Consider the following 18,431-nt stretch of genomic DNA (forward strand, 5'->3'; position numbering starts at 1 on the left):
TAGATCCCTCGGAGCTCGGGATGACAAAACGCATAAAAACAAAGAGTATTTTCACTGCTATCGGGTTTGGAGTACTTTAACCTTTGCACAGCACTTGCATCTTAAACCCGACATTAGCGGATACCGGCCATGTGGTTAAGGCCAGCGTAGGGCTTTGGCTACGGCAGCGCAGTATGAGCGTTTGGCGGGACTGAACTTTAATAGCAGCAATGCAACTGCTTTTCTAAAACCAATAACTTAATCCCAACACCTAACCACTAATACCTGCAACCTGATATGCAAGACAGATCCCTCGGAGCTCGGGATGACAAAACGAATAAAAACAAAAAGTATTTTCACTGCTATCAGTTTTGGAGTACTTAAACCTTTGCACAGCACTTGCATTTTAAACCCGAAGTTAGCGGATACCGGCCATGTGGTTAAGGCCAGCATGGGCTTGGGGCGGGCAGCGCAGTATGAGCGTTTGGCGGGACTGAACTTAAATAGCAGCAATGCAACCGCTTTTCTAAAACTAATAACTTAATCCCAACACCTAACCCCTAATACCTAACCACTGATACCTGACCACTGATACCTGACCACTAATACCTGACCCCTGTTACCTACCCCCTAACACCTATCCACTAAAAACACTTTGCGTTAATTATTTTTTTCGTTTCTTTGTAGTCGCATTTTTAAAAAATACACATGTCTTGGTTTAGAAGAGAGAAAAAAGGAATCAGCACTAGTACCGAAGAGAAGAAAGAGGCGCCAGATGGTTTATGGAATAAATGTCCTAACTGTAAAAAAGCCCTTCACAGTGCCGACCTTCAAGAAAGCAAGTGGGTTTGTCAATACTGCAGCTACCACCTACGCGTAGGTTCAAAAGAATATTTCCACGTACTTTTTGATAATAATGAATTTACGGAGCTTGATGCTAATTTAACTTCGGGCGATCCGCTTCATTTTATAGACAGCAAGCCTTACACGGATAGAATTGTTGAAACCACCAAAAAAACGGGCCTTAAGGATGCCATTAGAGCTGCCTATGGCAAAATTGATGGTGAAGATATTGTGATTGCCTGTATGGACTTCAACTTTATTGGCGGTTCAATGGGCTCTGTAGTTGGCGAGAAAATTGCCCGTTCCATTGATTATAGCTTGAAAAAGAAAGTTCCTTTCCTGATGATTTCTAAATCAGGCGGTGCACGTATGATGGAAGCGGCATTTTCACTAATGCAGATGGCTAAAACATCAGCTAAGTTGGCCTTGTTGAGCCAAGCTAAAATTCCATACATTTCTTTACTTACAGACCCTACTACGGGTGGTGTTACTGCATCGTATGCGATGTTAGGCGATATCAATATTGCGGAACCCGGTGCATTAATTGGCTTTGCAGGACCAAGGGTAATTAAAGAAACCATTAAAAAAGATTTGCCAAAGGGTTTCCAAACTTCAGAATTTGTATTGGAGCATGGTTTCCTTGATTTCATTGTTGACCGCAGAGAAATGAAAGCTAAATTGGCTACTTTCTTGAAGATGATGAAGAAATAGGATTAGTTGTTAATGATTAATTGTTAATGGTTAATGATTAACGGTTACCTAGTTAATCGATAATATGAAAAGCAGGGTTGTGCAATAAATGCCAACCCTGCTTTTTTTGTTAACACTCAGATGTAGAAGTGCTGTAAACCATATTTTGAATGAAAAAAATGCACTTAAACCAAGTGTTAAACCGCCGATAAGAAGTTTTTATAAAACAGTTACATTTTAAATGAAATTACTATTGGCATAAAGCGTTTGAAATTGTAGATTTGGGCAAATTTTTAATCAGATGTACCGTAAGCTCCATTTGACGACTAAAAGAAAAAAAATCATAATCAAATGAATATCCACGAATACCAAGGTAAACAAATTCTAAAGAGTTTTGGCGTTGCTATACAAGAAGGCATTGTTGCTGATACAGTTGACCAAGCTGTTGAGGCCGCTAAACAAATGAAAACTGATTTTAACTCTGACTGGGTTGTGATTAAAGCGCAAATCCATGCTGGAGGCAGAGGAAAAGGTGGCGGTGTGAAGTTGGCCAAAAACTTAGATGAAGTGAAGCAAAGAGCTACGGATATTTTGGGAATGCAATTGATTACACCTCAAACAGGCCCAGAAGGTAAAAAAGTGAACAAAGTGTTAGTAGCACAAGATGTTTACTATCCAGGTCCTTCGGAAACTAAAGAATTTTACATGAGCGTACTTTTGGACCGTGCTGCTGGACGCAACATTATCATGTACAGTACTGAAGGTGGTATGGATATCGAAGAAGTAGCTGAGCATACGCCACATTTGATTTTCAAAGAAGAAGTTGATCCTAAAGTTGGTCTTCAAGGTTTCCAAGCTCGTAAAGTTGCCTTTAACCTAGGTTTAAGTGGTGCAGCTCATAAAGAAATGGTGAAGTTTGTTACTGCTTTATACAAAGCTTATGACCAAACCGACTCATCAATGTTTGAAATTAACCCGGTTTTAAAAACTAGTGATGATAAAATTATTGCTGTTGATGCTAAAGTAAACTTAGACGAGAATGCTTTGTATCGTCATGCTGATTACGCTGCAATGCGTGATGTAACGGAAGAAGATCCTACTGAAGTTGAAGCTGGAAAAAGTAACCTTAACTATGTGAAGCTAGATGGCAACGTTGGCTGTATGGTTAACGGCGCTGGTTTAGCAATGGCTACAATGGATATCATTAAAATTGCTGGCGGCGAGCCTGCTAACTTCCTTGATGTTGGTGGTACTGCTAATGCAACTACTGTAAAAGCGGCCTTCAACATTATTTTGCAAGATCCTAACGTAAAAGCGATTTTAATTAACATTTTTGGTGGCATTGTACGTTGCGACAGAGTAGCGCAAGGTGTAATTGATGCCTATAAAGAAATTGGCGATATCAGAGTTCCAATCATCGTACGTTTACAAGGAACTAACGCTGAAGAAGCTAAAAAATTAATTGATGAATCAGGATTGAAAGTTTACTCAGCAATTTTATTAAAAGAAGCAGCTGATTTAGTGACTAAAGTATTGGCTTAATCCAAAATTTAATATTATTATAAAAACCAGCTGAAATCAGCTGGTTTTTTTTTGCGAAATAGTTGGCATTATTTACCTTGAGCGTATTACAGTTTAAAACCAATAGTTTGATGTAGATTTAATTCATGAGCCAGTACAACGAAACATTTAATACTTGGAACAAGATTGCGAAAACATATGAAGAAAAGTTCATGCATTTGGATTTGTACAACGAAACTTACGATGTTTTCTGCGACGCTCTAACTGAAAAGCATGCCAAAATCCTGGAGGTTGGTTGTGGGCCGGGTAACATTACCAAGTATATACTTGATCGGCACGTTAATTTTAAGATTTTAGGAGTAGACATAGCTCCGAACATGATCGAACTGGCCAAGCAAAACAATCCCAAAGCTACTTTTGAAGTATGGGATGCGAGAGCAATTGGTCAGTTAACGACAAAATTTGATGGAGTTATCGCTGGCTTCTGTATTCCCTATTTATCTTTAAACGAAACTCGAAAGCTCATTTCAGATGCCTATCAATTACTTAACAAAGAGGGGCAGCTATATATTAGTTTCGTAGAAGGGCAACACACACAATCTGGTTTTAAAACGAACAGCTTTGGAGATAGCGTTTATTTCTATTATCACGAATTAGCAAACATCACGTACGAAATGGAGAGATTAGGTTTCCGAAAAGCTCAAATTTTCAAAGTTAATTTTGAAAGATCGGCCACAGAAATAGAAGAGCATACTATAATTGTTGCAAGCAAGTAAAAAAAGTTATCATTAATTTGATATAGGAAATAAAAAAAGCCAATCTAAAAATAGATCGGCTTATATAGGTTGTTTAGGTTTAGTTTAAATCTTTTTCTAAGTTCATTTGTTTTTATGAAAAAGCTCTGGCCATCCAACCAGAGCTTTAATCAAACCAAATATAAATGTACTTTTTTGTATGAACACAACAAATATATAGCTATTATTTTAATTTTAAAACAAAAAATGAATTTTTTTATAAAAATTTTAACAAAAATTAATTTTATCATATAAAAATTCAATACAAAACTTAAATAAGACAATAAATACGCAATAAAAAGATATAAATTATTAACAAAAGCCAATTTTTTATACAAAAACACAAAAATCATTCACTAAAAACTACATATTTTTACAAAATGAGTGAAAAATTATCAGAAAATCAGTTAAAATTTAAAATAAAACAATTATTTAAGCCTATCTTAATCATATTTAACATCAGTAAAGCAGAAATTCACATTACAGACGAAGATAAGCTAGTAGTTGTAATTGGCGATGAATTACAGTGGGATGCCGTTGATATGGAGCAGTTGCCACCAAACGAAATGCAATTATTAAAGCGTAAGGAGACGGGTATTGAGGCGCAAAAGACTTATGCAGCGGCAAAGCTAACAACCAATGATAGTTTAACAAGAGGCTATTTTTTCATCTCTAAAAGTGACGATAGCGAATTTTCTGAGAAAGATTTTACTTTGTTGAACTCTTTCCTCCAATTAATTAACGAAACAATTGACGATTATGAAGAGCAAGATAAATTAACTGACGTTTTTAATGATTTTGTACACAAATCGGTACATGATTTGAAAAACCCACTTACCTCTATTTTGCTGACAACAGAATTGTTAAAAAGAAAGAATGATGACCCTACCATCGTGATGAAATTTGCTGATAAATTGGAAAATGCTAGCAAACGATTATTCGAAAACTTGGATCACCTGAAAGCTGCATTCCCAACAGACGACAGGAGTTTCAAATTGGCTATTAATGAGGTGGATTTAAAAAAACTACTTAGTGAAGTAACTGCAAATCAAAATACAGCATTAGTTTTTAATGCGGAGAAAACAGTTATTTATGCAGATGCGAATAGGCTTAAGCAGGCCTTCGGGAATCTCATTTCCATTATTCCACAGCATTTAGAACAATCGATCATGGTAGAAACGGCTGCAGACGAAATAAAGATTAGCTTGAAGCATCATGGCCTACATCACCATAAACAAACCAAATTTTTGATAGCGAGAACACTGATAGAAATGCATAAAGGAAAAATCACCGACGGTGAAGATACTTATTATATTTCCCTTCCTTTAGCAACGCCATAGCGATTAAATGAAACTACAAAAGTACTTCCTTTCACAGCATCATTGGCCTCAAACCAGATTTTACCATCTTGCAGCTCAGTAAATTCTTTACATAACAGCAGTCCCAGCCCTACCCCCTTCTCGTTGTTGGTGCCGAAGGTTGATAAAGCCCTGAGTTTGAATAAACCTTGCTGCTCGTGTTCTGGCACACCGGTACCATCATCTTTTACTTTGATGAAGCAATTTTCATGGTTAACCTCCATTGATACTATTACATTGCCGCCATCAGGAGTAAATTTAATGGCATTATTCACCAAATTCCGCACTACAATTTGAAACATATTCAAATCAGCAGCGATAAACACCTGTTCCACTAAATCCAGTTTTAGGGTGATGTTTTTCCTACTGGCAATATTTCTTTCCAAATTCAATCCACGCTGCAATTCCTTCGCCACATCTACCGATACAATCTCAACCCTAGCGCCATCCATTTGTGATTTGGACCAAGCCAACACGTTAGATAACATTTCCGAGGTATCTCTGGTTGCTTGTAATAGTTTGTGTTTAATTTGATGATTTTCGAGCTCACTTAATTCTGTTTCGGCCAATACTTCTAAATAGCCAAGTATCGAACTCAAAGGCGACCTGATATCATGAGCAACAATAGAAAAGAGTTTCGCCTTTTCCGAATTCAGCTTCTCGAGCTCTTTGTTTTGTTGAAGGATACGAAAACTTTGAGCTTCAATTTCAGCGTTTTTCTGATTTACTACGTTTCGCTCTTTATCGTAACTATTTCTAATAAAACTGATGCTCAAACAAATCAACAATGCAGCCACGCCATAAGTAACGGCAAAATCTACAACTCTTGAAAGTTCGTCGGTATAAGCAGGCCTAATCACATCCGGCTGTAAATACTCGAAAGCAAGCACCCCGAAAACAGTAGTTATATTTAAGCTGATCCAAAAACCTAGTTCTTTTTTTGGAACTACCACAATGGTAACCAATAGAACCAAACAAAACAGTAACAAATTTGGACCGTAAATACCCGAATTAAGGAAATAATTGATTAAAAATGTAAAATTCGCCGCTATGCCTAAGCTACGTATAGCCAACCCTGTACTTCGCTTTATACGAGATAGGTAATAAAGGGAAGCCGCGAAAAAAGTTCCAAAACCGCACAAAATTGCCACATATTTTAAACCAATATAGTAGTTGAAAAAAATCTCGATGAAGAATGCGACTATTGCAATGGAACAAAACGTATTGAAAATTCTTTCTTCGAGTGAAAACTTATTTGGATTACCGATAATATGATTGGCACTTAGCCAAGAACGTAAACTCGCCACCTTTATTTAGAATAAGATTAAGCAAACATAATGATATTCGTTGGGAATTTAAGGAGCTAAGTTAATTTTAGCGATTAGATGCAGAAAGTGAATAGACAATTGTTTATTTTTGCGGCTTTTATAACTCATAGATATGATTAAAAGACAACAAATTAAGGACTTATTAAAATCGACAGATTTCAACACTGAAGTAACTGTAATGGGCTGGGTAAAAACCTTCCGTAATAATCAGTTTATTGCTTTAAACGATGGATCATGCATGGGCAATATCCAAGTGGTTGTTGATTTTAATAATACCGCCGAAGATTTGTTGAAAAGAATAACTACAGGAGCGGCTGTAAAGGTAGTTGGTACGCTGGTTGAATCATTGGGAAAAGGACAAACTGTAGAAATAAAAGCAACAACAGTTGAGATTTTAGGAGATAGCGACCCGGAGAAATTTCCGTTGCAACCTAAAAAACACAGTTTAGAGTTTTTGAGGGAAATTGCGCACTTGCGTTTCAGGACAAACACTTTTAACGCGGTGTTCAAAGTACGTCATGCCCTGGCTTTCGCTATTCATCAGTTTTACAACGAAAGAGGCTTCGTTTACATGCATACACCGGTAATTACCGCAAGTGATGCGGAAGGTGCTGGAGAGATGTTTAGGGTTACTACCTTGGATTTCGACAATCCGCCTCGCACCGAAGACGGAGCCGTTGATTTTAAAGAAGATTTCTTCGGAAAATCAACCAACTTAACAGTTTCAGGACAGCTAGAAGGTGAACTTGCAGCTATGGCATTTGGCCAGATTTACACTTTTGGACCAACTTTTAGAGCCGAAAACTCAAATACCACTCGCCACTTGGCTGAATTTTGGATGATTGAGCCAGAAGTTGCTTTTGCAGATTTAGAAAACAACATGCAGTTAGCTGAAGACATGATGAAGTATGTGATCAGCTATGCAAAAGAAAACTGCAAAGAAGAGTTGGAATTTTTGAACGGCAGATTGCTAGAGGAGGAAAAACAAAAACCACAAAACGAACGTAGCGAACTGAGCTTGCTAGAAAAACTTGATTTTTGCTTAGCTAACGATTTCCAACGCTTAACTTATACTGAAGCAATAGACATTTTAAAAGCCTCAAAGCCTAATCAGAAAAAACAATTTAAATATCTGATTGATAGCTGGGGTGCAGATTTACAGAGCGAACATGAGCGTTACCTTGTAGAGAAACACTTTAAACGTCCGGTTATTTTAACTGACTACCCTAAAGACATCAAATCATTTTACATGCGTTTAAATGATGATGGAAAAACGGTAGCTGCCATGGATATTTTATTTCCAGGAATTGGTGAAATGATTGGCGGTTCGCAGCGTGAGGAACGTATGGAGGTTTTAAAACAACGTATGGACGAGATGGGCGTACCTCAGGACGAACTTTGGTGGTATTTAGACACACGCCGTTTTGGCTCGGCGCCACATGCTGGTTTTGGCTTAGGTTTTGAACGTTTGGTACTATTTGTAACTGGAATGACCAACATTCGCGACGTAATTGCTTTCCCTCGTTTCCCTAACAGTGCAGAGTTTTAACGGCAAGCAGGCGATAAGGAGTAAGAACAAACTTATAAATACCTAACAGAAAAGTCCCGAAATTTTCGGGACTTTTCTGTTTACAGTTAACTTGACTATTATTTTTAGAAAATGTGTTTATCTAGCCCAACTTACCTTGACCGAACACAGTCACATTAGTTTTATCAAAAGCAATTACTCATGGTAAGGATTAGCGTTTTGATAATCTACTTCAGTAACTACGTAATCTGTAGGTAAGAAACTTTTAGCCGTACTTAAAGTCATGCCCAACTCGAAACGAGCTGGATATGGTGTTTTAAGCAATGAACCAGCAGGAATGTAAGGATAAGTTTCCCTATAGTTTTGGATAATGTTAGGACTTACTCTTCTATTGATGTAAGCTCTAGTAAGCTGATTTGGCTCTCTTAAACCCGCAGCCCCCAAAAGTTCAACGGCGCTAGCCACTGTAAGGTTATGGAAATTTTTAACACGTACTTTTTTATCTTCCACCACCAAGCCTTTCATTAAACTTGGATCTTGTGTAGCTACTCCCGTTGGACAAGTATTGCTGTTGCATTCCAAGGCTTGAATACAACCCAAAGCGAACATCATGCCCCTTGCTGCGTTACACATATCAGCACCTAAGGCAATATTTTTAACAATATCAAAACCTGTAGAAACTTTTCCAGAAGCGATAATTTTAATGTGTTTCTTCAAATCAAAACCCACCAACACATCGTAAACAAACGCCACCCCATCTCTTAAGGGCATACCTACCGAGTTTGAAAATTCCTGAGGTGCAGCACCTGTACCACCTTCTCCCCCATCAACGGTAATAAAATCTGGAATAATGCCAGTTTCAACTATCGCTTTACAAATGGCAATAAATTCGCTTTTACGACCAATGCACAACTTAAAGCCTACTGGCTTACCACCCGATAAATCTCTAAGTTTCTTAACGAATTGCATCAACTCAATTGGCGTACTAAAAGCTGAATGCGCTGGTGGAGATAACACATCTTTCCCTTCTTCCACTAAACGGATACGTGCTACTTCGGCAGTTACTTTTTTACCAGGTAGCATCCCTCCGTGCCCTGGTTTAGCACCTTGCGAAAGTTTAATTTCAACCATCTTCACCTGATCCGAATGGGCTCTTTCAGCAAAAGATTCTTCGTTGAACGTTCCATCCAAATTACGACAACCGAAATAACCAGTACCAATTTGCCAAATTAAATCTCCTCCCAATTCCCTATGATAATCGCTAATGCCACCCTCACCTGTATTATGTGCGAAATTGCCCAATTTAGCCCCACCATTAAGTGCCAACACTGCATTTTGACTCAAGGAACCAAAACTCATTGCAGAAATATTGTAAATACTTGATGAGTACGGCTGTTTGCAATCGGGACCACCTACTAAAATTCGAGGGTGCAGGTTTAAATCGTGGTGACTAATTGCCATGATGCTATGACTGAGCCACTCGTAACCATTGTCATATACATTAAGCTGCGTACCAAATGGAATGGTATCTAATTCCCTTTTTGCCCTTTGATAAATTAACGAACGATTTAAACGATTGTACGGTGTGCCGTTAGTATCGCTTTCTACGAAATATTGGTAAACTTTAGGCCTTAATTCTTCCATGAAGTACCTTAACCTTCCAACTACTGGATAATTACGTACAATACTTCTTTTTGGCTGAAACATATCATAAAAACCTAGTAAAACTACTGGTCCGGTGAAAAGAAAAGTCCACCACAAAAACGGATGGTACAAACCCAGCATAATGGTAAATGCAACCAAAAAAGCGGCAACAGCAACAAATGCTTTTCTCATATTTATACAATTAAGTTAAACGTTCGTTTTTTGCTAAAATAGCGATATAAAATACTAGTTTGAAACAACTACAGTATCAATTTGTTATTTTTACGAAATGCTTATCAAGATATATCCAGAAAATCCGAATCCGAAGGCGATAGACCAAGCTGTGGAAGTATTAAAAAAAGGGGGGCTAATTATTTACCCTACTGATACTGTATATGGTTTAGGCTGCGACATCACCAATCAAAAGGCAATAGAAAAAATTTGCAGAATTAGGGGAATAAAACCCGAAAAAGCTAACTTTTCATTCATCTGTTCAGATTTAAGGCATATTTCTGATTTTATCAAACCTATTGATACTACGGTTTTCAGGTTATTGAAAAAAGCACTTCCGGGTCCGTTTACGTTTATTTTTAATGCCAATAACAACGTTCCAAAGTTGTTAAGCTCCAATAAAAAAACGGTAGGTATCCGTGTTCCCGATAATGCTATAGCCCGTCAAATTGTTGAGGCGTTGGGAAATCCAATTATCTCAACTTCTATAAAAGATGACGATGAAGTAATAGAATATTCTACAGATCCAGAGTTGATTCACGAGAAATACGAAACTTTAGTTGATTTAGTAATTGACGGAGGTTTTGGTGGAAACGAAGCGTCAACCATTGTAGATTGCACAAGTGGAGATTTCGAAGTTATTCGTGAAGGAAAAGGGAATATTGAAGATTATCTTTAACAAATGACGCATTGTAGTTGTACGATTTTTCCTAAGCCTTAACGAGAGGTTAACAAAGTAGTAACAATAAACATATAAATTTGCTGCGTCCAAAATAATTTGGGCAGCAAAACTTATTATATGAAAAGATTTCTACTTTTTATTGGCTTTTTTAGCTTGTTGACCTTTAAGCTAACAGCCCAAATTGTATTAACCAATTCACCTTACCAGGAGAACTTCAACGGTTTAGGCAGTGGATTGCCAACTGGATTTAGTGTTTACTTCGGCGCTTCTTCATCGTCAATAGGAACCGCAGCAACTTATGTGTCTGCTCATACTGGGCGTACCAACACCACCGCTCGATTTAACAACTATGCGTCACTTAATTCTGGCACTGACATTTCTACCAATACAGATAGGGCCTTGGGGGTAAGACAGTCAAGTAGCACTGGCGATCCAGGTTCTTCATTTGTTGCGCAATTAGCTAACACCACCAATAAAAGCAATCTAAAGTTAAGCTTCAAGCTGCAATCGTTAGATGGAGCCTCACCTAGAATTGCAACTTGGCTAGTTGAATATGCCATTGGCGATGCCACGCCAAGTACTTTTACATCTATTGCGACAAGTCCTACCAGTATAACTACAGGCGGATCTACAACAAGCAATACGACTGTGAATGTCGATTTTGGAAGTGCCCTAGACAATATCAGCTCTAAAGTTTGGATCAGAATTGTAACATTAACTTCAACTACTGGAACAGGTAACCGACCGACTTCTGCCATTGATGATTTCAGTTTAACATTTGACGCCAGTGGGGCACCATCACCTATGATTGCCGCTAGTCCAACAATTGTAGCTTTTGGCAACCAAAACATCAACACTACTGCTACAGAAAAACCTTTAGCGCTAACTTACAGCAATTTAACTACAGATGATTTAGTACTAACTACCGCTGCACCTTTTAGCATCTCTAAAACTAGCAATGGTACTTACGGCACATCGCTCACTTATACCAATGCTGAACTTACAAGTCCTACCACACTTTATGTTAGATATACGCCTACCGCAGCTGGAATTTCAAACGGCAGCGTAACTATTTCTGGCGGCGGCTTAGCGAGCAACGCTACGGTAAGTTTAAGCGGTACAGGCATCGATCCAAACGCCACCTCATTTAACTTTGAAAGCTGCAGCACAAATGGTAGTTCAAGTTTATCTGACGGATTTTATCAATACAGTGTTATTGGTGCACAAACTTGGGGCTGTGCCACTACGTTTGGTCACAACAATAGCGACGCTTCAGGTGCATCAAACTCAGGTAATGGCTTGCAAATTAATGGATATTCAGGCGGAAACATCCAAAATGAAGACTGGTTAATTTCTCCATCATTCAATATCAGCAGCTACAATTATCCTTTGCTTTCATTTTGGAGTAGAAATAAATTTACAGGCCCTCAATTGAAGTTAATGATTAGCACCAATTACAGCGGTACAGGAGATCCTTACGCTTCGGGAGTTACCTGGACAGAAATTGATGGTAAATTCCCGGCAGGAAATACTGATGTGTGGACAAAATCCGAAAATATCGATTTATCTGCCTTCAAAACTAGTGGCAGTAACCTTTACATTGCCTTTGTATATACGTCTACCACTGTTGACGGTGCTCGTTGGAGTTTAGATGATTTTAACTTAGTTAATTCACCTGCCCCTGCACCAGCTGAAATTGCTACAAATCCGAGTTCACTAGAGTTTGGTTACCAAGCCAATGGAACTACTTCCACCGCTAAAACGGTAGTGGTTTCTTTTAGCAATTTAACTAATGACGCATCGTTGAATGTTACTGGCGATTTCAGCATCTCGTTGGATAATAATACTTACAGCCAGAGCTTAAACATCACTAGCCCTGGTACTGCCAACCAAACAGTATATGTTAAGTTTAGTCCCACAGCGGCCAACAGTAACCTGCAGGGCAACTTAACCATTGCAAGTACCGGTGCGGCTTCAAAAACAATTGCTTTAAGCGGCTCTACCTTGTCGTTCGACAATACGCTAGAAGTAGTTAACTGGAATATCGAATGGTTTGGACATACCGGCAATGGTCCTTCTGACGAAGCTAAGCAAAAAGCTAACGTGATTAAGGTAATGAAATCAATCAACGCAGATATTTACTGTTTGGGTGAGATTGTGAACACCGCTGCACTCGCAGATGTAGCGCAACAAATTGGTGTAGATGCTAATGAATATGGCTATTTTGTATCTACCTACGCCTCTTATGCGCAAAACACCTCTGATCCCGACTATGCAAATGCACAGAAATTAGCGTTCGTATATCGTAAATCTGTAATTTCTCCAATTGGTACACCTAGCGGACTACTTTACACTACAAATGAGAGCGATGCCGTATTTAACTACTGGGCTTCGGGGCGTTTCCCTTATGAAATGAAAGCTAATGTAACATTGAACGGCATAACCAAACAGGTAAACTTCATCATGATACACGCAAAAGCTGAAACTAGCAGCGGCTCATATGCTCGCCGAAAAAATGCGGCTATCGCTTTGAAAAGCTATTTAGATGCTAACGAAAGCACTGATAATTTTATCATTTTAGGCGATTACAATGATGATTTAGACGCTACCATTTCTACCGCTTCTGAGGCCGGAGCCGACTATCCAAAATCATCCTACCAAGTGTGGCTTGATGACAATGCTAAATATATCTCACCTACGTTACCGTTGAGTCAATCAGGTAAAAAATCCACTGTGAGTTATAACGATGTGATTGACCATGTAACTTTATCTAACGAGATGAACGATAATTACATCAGCGGATCAGCGCAAATTTTAACTTCGGTAACTGGAACAGTATCTCCTGATAATTATGGCTCAACAACTTCAGATCACTATCCTGTATTAACAAGATACAGCTTCACAAATAGTACCTTGCCAGTTAAGTTTGATGAATTTACCGCAAAACAAGAAGGCAGCAATGTGGTATTGAAATGGGCTACACAAACCGAAACTAACAATCAATATTTCACCGTTGAGCGTTCTAATGACGGCGCTACATTTGTTAAAGTGAAAGAAGTAACGGCCAAAGGTAACTCCAACCAAAAAATCAATTACAGTATCATTGATAACAATGTTAAAGCTGGCATAACTTATTACCGTTTGAAGCAAACAGATTTTGATGGAAAATTTAGCTACTACCCAGAATTAAGATCAGTAAATGTATTGGCAAATGATTCGAAACTATTGATCTACCCAAATCCAACAAAAGGCAAAGCTTTCATTAATTATAGCAGCAGTTCAACCAATATAGTAGTAAATGTTTTGAGTACAGATGGAAAAGTACTGTTAAAATTGAAAGGCAGTGTAAAATCAATTGAGCAGGAGTTAAATAACAAACTACATTACCTTAAACCTGGAACCTATGTTGTTCAGTTGACAGATAATGAAATTTTTGTAGCCAGCGAAAAACTGATTAAAGAATAAAAAGCGTAAAAAACAGCTTAAGCCTAGCCATCATTGGCTAGGCTTTTGTATTTTAGCGGTTATGAAAAAACGAATTAACCTAAGCATATTTAAAGCCTTTTTCAACTCCAAAAAATTGGGAAGTGTACTACTGCTCGTTTGCGTTGTTGCTTCTTTAATTATCGCCAATTCTGGGTATGCTGTAAGCTTCGCTGATTTTTTGGCCAAAACCATTGGTTTTAAAATTTCAGCCTTTCATTTAGACTATAGTATTGCTACTTGGATTAATGATGGATTGATGGCTATTTTTTTCTTGTTAGTTGGTTTAGAAATTAAACGCGAACTGATTGAAGGTGAACTTTCCTCTTTAAAAAAAGCGTCGTTACCGGTTTTAGCGGCAATTGGAGGAATGTTAGTACCAGCTTTAATTTATGCGTTGTTCAACAAAAATACAGTAACTGCAAACGGTTGGGGCATTCCCATGGCTACAGATATTGCCTTTGCCTTGGCGATAGTTGCGCTACTTGAAAAAAATGTACCGAGCTCATTAAAAATCTTTCTAGCGGCTTTAGCTATCGTAGATGATTTAGGTGCTATTTTAGTAATTGCGTTTTTTTATACAGAACAAATCCATTGGAATCAGCTTTTTATAGCGGCTGGAATTTTTGCTTTGCTGTTGGTGTTTAACTTCTTTAAGTTGAAAAACTTATTGCTTTATCTCATCCCTGGCGTATTTCTTTGGTATTTTGTGCATCATTCGGGCATACATGCTACCATTGCAGGCGTTTTACTTGCGTTTACCATCCCAACCAATGATACAGCTGAATTATCTCCATTGGAAAAACTAGAACATGCACTAACCCAACCAGTAGCTTTAGTTATTATGCCTGTTTTTGCGCTTGCCAACACTAATATCACTTTCGTAAACGGTATGGTTGAGGGGCTGGCATCGCCTTTAGGTTTAGGCATTATATTGGGTTTATTTTTAGGAAAAACGATTGGTATTACCTTAATGTCGTTTATAGCCGTTAAGTTGAAGCTGGCGAAATTACCAACAGGTGCCAACTGGAAGCATATCACCGGCATGGGCATGTTGGCAGGCATCGGTTTTACCATGTCCATTTTTATTGCCATGCTATCCTTTAACGATGCAGCGCACATTATCGAATCTAAATTTGCCATCCTTTGTGCTTCTGTGATTTCCGGAGTAATAGGTTATCTATTTTTAAAATCAGTATCGAAAAAACATGCTAAAACAGCCATTGGAAACTGAAAGGTTTTGGATTAGAGAGTTAAATGAGCAAGATGTAGATGGGATGTTTGAATTGGATAGTAATCCTAATGTGCATGCTTTTTTATGGAAAAATCCGATAAAAACAAAAGAAGAAGCGCTGCAAACAATCCGGTTTATCCAGCAACAATACATCGAACACGGAATTGGAAGATGGGCTATTATTGATAAGCAAACCAATGAATTTGTTGGCTGGACGGGCTTTAAGTTCATCACCACTCCTATTAATGGGCATGTTAATTTTTATGATGTAGGTTACAGATTGATAGAACGCTATTGGGAAAAAGGGGTAGCTACGGAAACCACAAGAGCGTGTTTAAGCTATGGGTGGGCGCACCTAAAATTAACCGAAGTATACGGAATGTGCCACATAGACAATTTGGCGTCTAAAAATGTACTTCAAAAGTGTGGTTTAAAGCTAATTGAAAAATTTATTTTAGATGAGATGCCCTGTTATTGGTTTAAAACCACCAAATTAGCAACTGCAAACTATTAATTATCAAACCTATGACCATCTCTCGCTCCGCCTCCATTGCCTTGGTTATTTTAGTTCCACTAACTTTAATTGTGGTGGCATCTGTGTTAGTATCCAAAAATATCGACAAAATAAAGTTTACTAAGCGCACTAAAAAAAGCAAAATTATTGAGCTTAAAAAAGATTCATTTTTTTCAGACAACAAACGCTTTAATGAAGTGATGATCGATTTTTATTCCATGTCTGATATGGCAAGGGGCATATTTCCAATTGACACTACCTTAGCTGGAAGAGAAAAATCAATGTCGGATATTAAAGATATTGGAATTTACTACTGGAATAGAAATTTGGAAGTATTAGATAGCGCAAAAAAATTTAGCGACAATATGGAAACTGAACGTAAAATTGCAGTTTACAGGGAATATTGCAAACTCAACATCAGTTGTTATGAATTGATTTACAAGGCCGTTGATCAGCATACTAAGGCTTATGACAATGAAATCAATAAAAAATTTGCTTTGATAGATGAGAAATCTAAAGAAATTAGGGGCGAATAACACCCCTTTATTTTTTGCTTAACCTTTAAATTGCACCATAAAGTTTTGGATGCTTTGATCCAGATTGTTTTGATCCAAAGCTTTTACAAATGCGCTCCCAATAATTGCCCCGCTAGCAAAGTTACACGCCGCTTGATAGGTTGCCTTATCTGAGATTCCAAAGCCAATCATCACTGGAGTTTGAAGATTCATTTTTGAAATGCGCTCAAAATAGGCGCTAGCACTACCAGAAACCGAAAGGTTACTTCCAGTGGTTGCAGAAGAAGAAACCAAGTAAATAAAGGCATTACTTAATCCATCAATTTTGCGAATACGCTCTTCGGAAGTCTGCGGCGTAACCAAAAAGATATTGCTTAGCCCATATTTCTCAAAAGTACTTCTGTACATCTCTTCGTATTCATACATTGGCAAATCAGGAATGATACATCCATCAACCCCTACCTCTTTACATTTTTCGCAAAACGATTCCACACCGTATTGCAGCATTACATTTACATACCCCATTAATAAAATTGGGATCTTCACTTGCTTTCTTAAATCTTTCAATTGATCAAAAAGTACACTTAGTGTCATACCGCTATCCAAAGCCTGTTTGCTGCTAGCCTGTATCACAGGACCATCGGCCACTGGATCGGAGTATGGGAAACCTATTTCCAGGAAATCGGCACCACATTTTTCTAAAGTTTCAGCTATTGTTAAGGTATCATTTAATTTTGGATAGCCCGCTGTATAATATATCGAAAGTAAACCTGTTGGCTTTTTTTCAAATAATTTTTGTAATCTGTTCATTTAAATAGTATTGCGTAATAAGTATTGCGATAAGCACAAGAAAATGCAATTAGTAAGCGTATTGAAATCAAATCTCAATGTGCCAATCTCAAATCTATAAATTAAAATACTTCATGTAAGTTTCCATGTCCTTATCCCCTCTACCAGAAAGGCAAATTACCACGTTTTCACCACCTTTGAACGTCATTTTCTCTAAGTAGGCTATAGCGTGTGCACTTTCTATGGCAGGGATAATTCCTTCGTATTGCGTTAACAACCTTCCTGCTAGTAAAGCTTCGTCATCGGTAATGCTAGCGTACAAACCCCTTCCCGTTTTGAACAAGTGTGCATGTTGAGGACCAATACCTGGATAGTCTAAGCCCGCCGATACCGAGTGGGGTTCCACTACCTGACCATCATCCGTTTGCATTAAAATACTCCTGCTTCCATGTAAAACACCTTCCTTGCCAAGGGTGGTTGTTGCTGCAGAAAAGCCGCTACTTACTCCTTTTCCTGCCGCCTCAATGGCAACAAGCTTCACACTTTCATCATTAATAAAATGATAGAACATCCCCATGGCGTTGCTGCCGCCACCCACGCAAGCCAAAACATAATCAGCAAGCTCGCTTCCTGTTTGTTCCTTCAATTGCTTTTTAGTTTCAAATGATATGATGGATTGGAATTGCGCCACCATATCAGGATAAGGATGCGGTCCTACTACCGAACCGATGATATAATGGGTGTCTACTGGATTATTGATCCAATCACGCATGGCTTCGTTGGTAGCATCTTTTAAGGTTTTACTACCGGAAGTTGCCGCTACAACCGTGGCGCCCAACATTTTCATACGGGCTACATTTGGTGCCTGACGTTTGATATCCACTTCGCCCATGTACACTACGCACTCCAAACCACGCAAGGCACAAACGGTAGCAGTTGCCACGCCATGTTGGCCAGCGCCAGTTTCGGCAATGATGCGCTTTTTACCTAATTTTTCGGCAAGTAAAATTTGACCAATGGTATTATTGATTTTATGCGCTCCAGTATGGTTCAAATCTTCTCTTTTCAAGAAAATGTTAGCCCCATATTTTTCTGAAAGTCGTTTTGCTAAGTACAAAGGCGATGGCCTGCCAACGTAATCTTTCAATAACGCTTTAAATTCGGCTTGAAAATGTTCGTCATCTATAATAGCTTGATATTTTTGTCTAAGCTCCTCTACGTTTGGATAAAGCATTTCGGGAATGTAAGCTCCTCCAAAATCTCCGTAATAACCTCTTTCGTCTACAAAATAATTCATA

General features: G+C 38.3%; 15 protein-coding genes. 11 read left to right on the plus strand and 4 right to left on the minus strand.

The window, feature by feature from the left end; translation table 11 throughout:
- The first annotated feature begins 304 nt into the window (after positions 1 to 304).
- The 5 genes from DUT68_RS17020 (at position 305) to DUT68_RS17045 (ending at position 5,167) form a co-directional block, all read left to right on the plus strand.
- Positions 305 to 523 carry a hypothetical protein gene (locus DUT68_RS17020; protein WP_113639436.1) on the plus strand — a complete coding sequence of 73 codons (219 nt, stop codon included), beginning with the start codon at positions 305 to 307 and terminating at the stop codon, positions 521 to 523.
- A gap of 164 nt (positions 524 to 687) precedes the next feature.
- Positions 688 to 1,533: an acetyl-CoA carboxylase, carboxyltransferase subunit beta gene (gene accD, locus DUT68_RS17025; protein WP_113639437.1), complete on the plus strand. Its 846-nt coding sequence runs from the start codon at positions 688 to 690 to the stop codon at positions 1,531 to 1,533.
- Positions 1,534 to 1,863: 330 nt separating this feature from the next.
- Positions 1,864 to 3,054, plus strand: coding sequence for an ADP-forming succinate--CoA ligase subunit beta (gene sucC / locus DUT68_RS17030; protein WP_113639438.1), 1,191 nt, complete (start codon positions 1,864 to 1,866; stop codon positions 3,052 to 3,054).
- A gap of 125 nt (positions 3,055 to 3,179) precedes the next feature.
- Positions 3,180 to 3,809 carry a class I SAM-dependent methyltransferase gene (locus tag DUT68_RS17035; protein WP_113639439.1) on the plus strand — a complete coding sequence of 210 codons (630 nt, stop codon included), beginning with the start codon at positions 3,180 to 3,182 and terminating at the stop codon, positions 3,807 to 3,809.
- Positions 3,810 to 4,207: 398 nt separating this feature from the next.
- On the plus strand, positions 4,208 to 5,167 hold the full coding sequence (locus DUT68_RS17045) for a sensor histidine kinase (RefSeq protein WP_113639441.1): 960 nt from the start codon (positions 4,208 to 4,210) through the stop codon (positions 5,165 to 5,167).
- On the opposite strand, the gene DUT68_RS17050 is transcribed toward DUT68_RS17045, so the two are convergent.
- Positions 5,137 to 6,492 carry a sensor histidine kinase gene (locus DUT68_RS17050; RefSeq protein ID WP_113639442.1) on the minus strand — a complete coding sequence of 452 codons (1,356 nt, stop codon included), beginning with the start codon at positions 6,490 to 6,492 and terminating at the stop codon, positions 5,137 to 5,139. The two genes, DUT68_RS17045 and DUT68_RS17050, sit on opposite strands and share 31 nt — an antisense overlap.
- A gap of 133 nt (positions 6,493 to 6,625) precedes the next feature.
- Between DUT68_RS17050 and asnS the strand changes: the two genes are divergently transcribed.
- Entirely contained in the window at positions 6,626 to 8,062 is a 1,437-nt protein-coding gene (gene asnS / locus DUT68_RS17055) for an asparagine--tRNA ligase (RefSeq protein ID WP_113639443.1), read from the plus strand.
- Between the two features lie 174 nt (positions 8,063 to 8,236).
- Here the strand turns inward: asnS and DUT68_RS17060 are convergent, their stop codons facing one another.
- On the minus strand, positions 8,237 to 9,877 hold the full coding sequence (locus tag DUT68_RS17060) for an FMN-binding glutamate synthase family protein (protein ID WP_113639444.1): 1,641 nt from the start codon (positions 9,875 to 9,877) through the stop codon (positions 8,237 to 8,239).
- Between the two features lie 97 nt (positions 9,878 to 9,974).
- Between DUT68_RS17060 and DUT68_RS17065 the strand changes: the two genes are divergently transcribed.
- The 5 genes from DUT68_RS17065 (at position 9,975) to DUT68_RS17085 (ending at position 16,365) form a co-directional block, all read left to right on the plus strand.
- Positions 9,975 to 10,595 (plus strand): L-threonylcarbamoyladenylate synthase, encoded by a 621-nt coding sequence (locus DUT68_RS17065; protein WP_113639445.1) that lies wholly within the window; start codon positions 9,975 to 9,977, stop codon positions 10,593 to 10,595.
- Positions 10,596 to 10,715: 120 nt separating this feature from the next.
- Positions 10,716 to 14,063 carry an endonuclease/exonuclease/phosphatase family protein gene (locus DUT68_RS17070; protein WP_157960909.1) on the plus strand — a complete coding sequence of 1,116 codons (3,348 nt, stop codon included), beginning with the start codon at positions 10,716 to 10,718 and terminating at the stop codon, positions 14,061 to 14,063.
- A 61-nt stretch (positions 14,064 to 14,124) separates the two neighbouring features.
- Positions 14,125 to 15,315, plus strand: coding sequence for a Na+/H+ antiporter NhaA (nhaA, locus tag DUT68_RS17075; RefSeq protein WP_113639447.1), 1,191 nt, complete (start codon positions 14,125 to 14,127; stop codon positions 15,313 to 15,315).
- Complete coding sequence (locus tag DUT68_RS17080) at positions 15,290 to 15,829, plus strand: GNAT family N-acetyltransferase (RefSeq protein ID WP_113639448.1); 540 nt, start codon at positions 15,290 to 15,292, stop codon at positions 15,827 to 15,829. The genes nhaA and DUT68_RS17080 overlap by 26 nt, the downstream gene beginning before the upstream one ends.
- Before the next feature lie 11 nt (positions 15,830 to 15,840).
- A complete protein-coding gene (locus DUT68_RS17085) occupies positions 15,841 to 16,365 on the plus strand; it encodes a hypothetical protein (RefSeq protein ID WP_113639449.1) in 525 nt (174 codons plus the stop codon).
- Positions 16,366 to 16,383: 18 nt separating this feature from the next.
- On the opposite strand, the gene trpA is transcribed toward DUT68_RS17085, so the two are convergent.
- Both trpA and trpB read right to left on the minus strand, forming a co-directional pair.
- Positions 16,384 to 17,154: a tryptophan synthase subunit alpha gene (gene trpA / locus DUT68_RS17090; protein ID WP_113639450.1), complete on the minus strand. Its 771-nt coding sequence runs from the start codon at positions 17,152 to 17,154 to the stop codon at positions 16,384 to 16,386.
- Positions 17,155 to 17,248: 94 nt separating this feature from the next.
- Positions 17,249 to 18,430 (minus strand): tryptophan synthase subunit beta, encoded by a 1,182-nt coding sequence (trpB, locus tag DUT68_RS17095; protein WP_113639451.1) that lies wholly within the window; start codon positions 18,428 to 18,430, stop codon positions 17,249 to 17,251.
- Between the last annotated feature and the right edge of the window lies 1 nt (position 18,431).

It is taken from the genome of Pedobacter zeaxanthinifaciens, from assembly GCF_003313335.1.
Classification (GTDB): domain Bacteria; phylum Bacteroidota; class Bacteroidia; order Sphingobacteriales; family Sphingobacteriaceae; genus Pedobacter; species Pedobacter zeaxanthinifaciens.